Annotated in this window: 5 protein-coding genes, 2 tRNA genes and 1 pseudogene; 2 read left to right on the top strand and 6 right to left on the bottom strand. The window is 60.8% G+C overall.

The window, feature by feature from the left end; translation table 11 throughout:
* Positions 1-270: pseudogene (locus J0I64_RS00455) on the top strand (hypothetical protein); the annotation flags it as partial.
* Positions 271-470: 200 nt separating this feature from the next.
* On the opposite strand, the gene J0I64_RS00450 reads toward J0I64_RS00455, so the two are convergent.
* The 3 genes from J0I64_RS00450 to J0I64_RS00440 all read right to left on the bottom strand — a co-directional run bounded on the left by J0I64_RS00450 (position 471) and on the right by J0I64_RS00440 (position 1161).
* Positions 471-546: transfer RNA gene (locus tag J0I64_RS00450), tRNA-Lys, on the bottom strand.
* 158 nt (positions 547-704) lie between these two features.
* Positions 705-780: transfer RNA gene (locus tag J0I64_RS00445), tRNA-Lys, on the bottom strand.
* Between the two features lie 183 nt (positions 781-963).
* Positions 964-1161: a hypothetical protein gene (locus J0I64_RS00440; RefSeq protein WP_291405367.1), complete on the bottom strand. Its 198-nt coding sequence runs from the start codon at positions 1159-1161 to the stop codon at positions 964-966.
* Positions 1162-1443: 282 nt separating this feature from the next.
* On the opposite strand from J0I64_RS00440, the gene J0I64_RS00435 reads away from it, so the two are divergent.
* Entirely contained in the window at positions 1444-2556 is a 1113-nt protein-coding gene (locus J0I64_RS00435) for a pyridoxal phosphate-dependent aminotransferase (protein WP_291405365.1), read from the top strand.
* Here the strand turns inward: J0I64_RS00435 and J0I64_RS00430 are convergent.
* The 3 genes from J0I64_RS00430 to J0I64_RS00420 form a co-directional block, all read right to left on the bottom strand.
* On the bottom strand, positions 2541-3488 hold the full coding sequence (locus J0I64_RS00430) for an endonuclease/exonuclease/phosphatase family protein (RefSeq protein WP_291405363.1): 948 nt from the start codon (positions 3486-3488) through the stop codon (positions 2541-2543). The genes J0I64_RS00435 and J0I64_RS00430 overlap by 16 nt on opposite strands.
* A 27-nt stretch (positions 3489-3515) precedes the next feature.
* Positions 3516-3965, bottom strand: a complete 450-nt coding sequence (locus J0I64_RS00425; RefSeq protein ID WP_291405361.1) for a GNAT family N-acetyltransferase — start codon at positions 3963-3965, stop codon at positions 3516-3518.
* A gap of 77 nt (positions 3966-4042) precedes the next feature.
* Positions 4043-4899 (bottom strand): alpha-isopropylmalate synthase regulatory domain-containing protein (locus J0I64_RS00420; protein ID WP_291405359.1); only part of this gene is annotated, 857 nt, incomplete at its 5' end.

The following is a 4899-nucleotide window of genomic DNA, read 5'->3' as shown; positions in this document are numbered from 1 at the left end:
GATCACGAGGACTTCTTCTACAAGCAGCGTGGATGGTTTTTTGGCGTCTTGGCCGCGACCTACGTCATCGACGTAGGCGACACGCTCATGAAAGGACTGGATTACCTACTGTCCTTTGGCCCGGAATATCTCATCCGAACGCCTGTCATCGTCATTCTCTGCATCATCGCCGCGATCGTTCAAAATCGGGCGTTCCATGTCTCTTTTCTCGTCCTCAAGATTGGATACCAGCTTTTCTGGATCCTTCGACACCTGGACGCGACGGTTTAGCAGCGCCCAAACCGCCCCGCGTGCCACCGACAGGCAAGGGCCGCGCGCTCAACGAGCCCCGGCAGATTAGTCGGTGTGAGCAAGACCAAACCGCAAGCGCCGCATTCACTAACCGGCGCCGCAAATGTCAGGAGCATCGCAAAAACAACAAAGGCGACCCTAAGGTCGCCTTTTGTAAGTCCCTGAAATCAGGAAAACTTTGGTGGGTGCACAAGGGCTCGAACCTTGGACCCGCTGATTAAGAGTCAGCTGCTCTACCATCTGAGCTATGCACCCGTCTTTGAAGACCGGCACCAAAGTGGCGCCTATGTAACAAGCGACTTTTCGGCTGTCTAGTCCGTTGCGTCGACTTTCCACGTCCCAAATGAAAGCCAGAAACGACAGAGGCGACCCGAAGGTCGCCTCTCGTAAGTCCTTGCAAACAAGGAAGACTTTGGTGGGCGCACAAGGGCTCGAACCTTGGACCCGCTGATTAAGAGTCAGCTGCTCTACCATCTGAGCTATGCGCCCGTCTTTAGGGACCGGCACCAAAGTGGCGCCTCTCTACCAACTGACTTTTCGGCTGTCTAGTCCGGCACGTCACATTATGTGGATAAACTTCTGGAATCTTTCCCGATCCCTTTTGCGGCGCGGGTTTGGCGCCACAACGAAATGTGCTCGATCCCTGCCCGCCCTAGCTGGGAGAGCAGGCATTCAGGAACGCAGGTGGCGATAGGCGTTCAGTTCGAAGACATTGTCCCGGGAGGGCTCGTCTTCAGGTTTGAAATCGTCCATGAGGCCGATCGTACGTTCGATGATATGGCGCAGCTGGCGCGAGCGCTGATCGGCACCTTGCAGGATGACTGCAGCGCGCTGCAAATGGTCACGAGCAAGCAAATAGGTAGGGGTCACTTTTGCTCCTTTCAAAACGGCTAGAAGAGGACCGCCGCTTGGAATCGGCGCATGAACAAGGGTGAACCGGCATAGTTGTCGGGTGCTTGCCGGTTTGGTTGCGATTTAGTTCAAATGCCGCCCGTTGCCGTGCCCCTCGCGAGACCCCCGGCCCAAGGGGCTCTGCCGGTTTTGAACACCTAATCTGGCTGTTGAGAACTTCTCTGCCTTCCTCCCGATCTCCTCTGGCAAGGCCGCCCATATGCGCTAAAACGGGGCTGCACCTTTTGTCGGAGCCTGCAATTGCCCCTGCCCGAACTCACCCAAATTGCCCAGAAGCTGCCGGAAGCCGTCCCCTTCGTCGGTCCGGAAGCAATCGAGCGCAAGACCGGCGTGCAAATTCGGGCTCGAATCGGCGCCAACGAATCGGGTTTCGGCCCCAGCCCCAGGGTTCTGGCCGCCATTCGCGAGGCCGCCGAAGGCATCTGGAAATACCCTGATCCGGAAAACTACGACCTGCGCGTCGCCCTGGCGAATTTTCACGGCATCGCCCCCGATGAGGTGACGATCGGCGAAGGCGTTGATGGCCTGATGGGTCTCATCGTGCGCCTGTTCATCGCCCCCGGCGATGTGCTGCTGACGTCGCTCGGCGCCTACCCCACCCTCAATTACCACGTGACAGGTTTCGGCGGCCGGCTCGAATTCGTGCCCTATTCCGGCCCGCACGAAGACCTGACCGCTCTCGCCGAAGCCGCCAACCGGCTAAAACCTCGAATCGTCTACGTCGCCAATCCCGACAATCCAATGGGTTCGTTCTGGCCGGCCGCAGACATAGAGAAATTCATCGCCGCTGTGCCCGAAGACACGCTCATCATGCTCGATGAGGCCTATGGCGAACTCGCCCCAGATGGCTCCCTGCCCGCCATCGACACCAGCAAGGGCAATGTTCTTCGCCTCCGGAGCTTCTCGAAAGCCTATGGCCTCGCCGGAATTCGCGTCGGCTACGCCATGGGCCCCAGCAGAATCATCGGCGCCTTCAATCGCGTGCGAAACCACTTCGGGGTCAATCGCCTCGCCCAGGCCGCCGCCATGGCGGCGCTCGCCGATCAGGACTATCTCCGCAGCGCCAAGGCGGCCATTTCGGCGGCGCGCGAACGCATTGCCGGCATCGCCCGCGACAACGGCCTCACGGCCCTGCCCTCGGCCACCAATTTCGTGGCCGTCGATTGTGGCCGCGACGGCGCCTATGCCACCAGAATCCTCGAGGAACTCGCCCAGCTCGGCGTTTTCATCCGCAAGCCCGGCGCTCCGGGGCTCGACCGACACATCCGCATCAGCGTCGGCCCCGAAGCCGACATGACGCTTCTTGCCGAGTCCCTGCCCAAGGCGATCAAGGCCGCTCAGGCCGGCGCATAAATCCCGATGCGCGCCAACAGATAGCGATGGTTCGAACCATGGCTGTCTTCCCCGGCCGAAATATCGAGAATGCGTGCATCGCCGCGGGTAAAGACATTGTCGATGGGGACACCGAACGGGCCGAGTTCCACCGGCCAGGTCGCTGGAAAGCTCGGCGCGGGAACGAGATTCTGCGCCCGCCCCAGCCACGCAATAGGCGCCGCCCAGATGGCGGAATTGAAATCGCCCGAAAGCACGACCGGCCCGGTGATCTGCGACAACGTATATCGCAGGTAGCCCAGCTCCTGCACCGAAGCCTCATCGAAATAGGGTTTTGAAAGGTGGATCCCCACCACCGTCACCTTCGCGCCATCCACGGTGATCGGCGCAACCACCAACCGCGCCCGCCGGAAGGGTGGAATTTCGAGCAACTGCCCATTCTCGATGGGATGCTTTGAGAACAGCGAAATATCGCAGGTCGCCACGCGGTCGCAGCCCAGACGATAGGGCAAGGCCTTCTGGATCTCGGGTAGATACTCGACCACCCCTGGCGTTTCCATGATCAGCGCCACATCAGGCGCCGCCGAAACGATGTAATCCGCCGCCGCGCTCGCCGTGCGATTCCCGCTGAGGACATTGTAGTTGAGAAAGCTCATCTCGGCCTGGAGAGCGCCCAACGGCGCTTCGCGCCGCTTGCCGAACTCCCAGACATAAAAAGCACCATGGGCAAAGGCGACGGCGAGCACGCCCAGGAACAGCAGCGCCCGCCACCGGACGCCCAACACGACCATGCAGAGCGCCAGCACCAGCCCGAGTGCAACGAGGTGAAAGCGCAGCGTCTGCAGCAGCAATTCACCCGGCAGGCCCGGCGTGACCGAGGTGATGACGAGAATAATGGCAAGCACACCGCCAAGGGCCAGTACAGCGCCTCGAAGTTCTGCCCTGCTCAGCATCCGGTCCCCTCGTGTGGTCGAAACAGGCTAGAGCAGCTTCCTCATTTGGATGCAAGAGACGGGACTGTTCACAAGCTCGCTAGGATCCCATTCGAAGGGCTCCCAACCGCTCTTTGCGTAAAATTCCTGCGCATCCAACACCGCATTGACGAAGAGGGTATGAACGCCAAGCTCTCGAGCCTCGTCGGCCACCATCGCCTCCATGACCCGGCCATGTCCGCGCCTCTGCTCCGCGGCAGTAATCGCCACGAGCCTCACCGCTGCGCGACCATTCCCGAAAAGATCAAGGCGCGCCGTGCCCAGCGCCCGTCCATCCCGCTTCAGCAAAAAGGGACGCGCGAAATCGGCATGGTCGTGTGGATGCTGATCATTGTAGACGCCGAAGCGTCCGCGCGCTTCGAACAGCTCAACGCGGCGAATGCGGTGAAAGTCCGCCCAGTCCGCCGGTTCCGTAACGTTCGCCAGTTCATAGCCCATCGCACGTTCCCCCCAACGTGATCATGCTGCCCAGTAGAACCGGGCAGCAGCGAGCTTGCAAGCACAGCTGGCCTGACTTAGCCGGCCAGCGCGCCCTGCGCGGCGGCGCCACGTTCGATCATTACGCGGTTGAGTGCGTTGAGATAGGCGCGGGCCGAAGCCACCAGCGTGTCGGGCTCGGCGGCATTGCCCGAAGCAATACGGCCGTTCATTTCGAGACGGACATGCGCCGATGCCTGCGCATCCGTACCGCCGGTCACGCCGTCAACGGCATAGAGCACCAGGTGCGGGTTCTGCCCGGAGACTTCCTTGATGGCGTTGAAGATCGCATCGACCGAACCCGTTCCCTCGTAGGAAACGCTGGTCTCAACGCCATCAATGGTCACCGTCAGGTTACACTTGTGTACGCCGCCCGTCTTGGAAACGACTTCCATGTCGACCAGCTTGATCCGGTCGCCCACGGAGCCGACCTCGTCGTCCACCAGCGCGATGATATCGGCGTCGTAGACGTGCTTCTTGCGGTCGGCCAGGTCCTTGAAGCGCTGAAAAGCTTCCTGGAAGGCATTGTCGCCCAGCTCGTAGCCCAGTTCCTTCAACTTGTCCTTGAAGGCGGCGCGACCCGAATGCTTGCCCATCACCAAGGTGGTTTCCTTGATGCCGACGCTGGCGGGGGTCATGATTTCATAGGTCTCGGCATTCTTCAGCATGCCGTCCTGGTGGATGCCGCTTTCATGCGCGAAGGCGTTCTTGCCCACGATCGCCTTGTTGTACTGCACCGGGAAGTTCGACGCGGCCGAAACGATGCGGCTGGCGCGCGAGAGCTGGGTGGTTTCAATCTCGGTGAAGAACGGCATTGCATCGCCACGCGTGCGCAGCGCCATCACCACTTCTTCGAGCGCCGCATTGCCGGCGCGCTCGCCCAATCCGTTGATGG

The sequence above is a fragment of the Devosia sp. genome (assembly GCF_017307565.1).
GTDB lineage: Bacteria > Pseudomonadota > Alphaproteobacteria > Rhizobiales > Devosiaceae > Devosia.
This window is presented reverse-complemented; position numbering and strand designations above follow the sequence as displayed.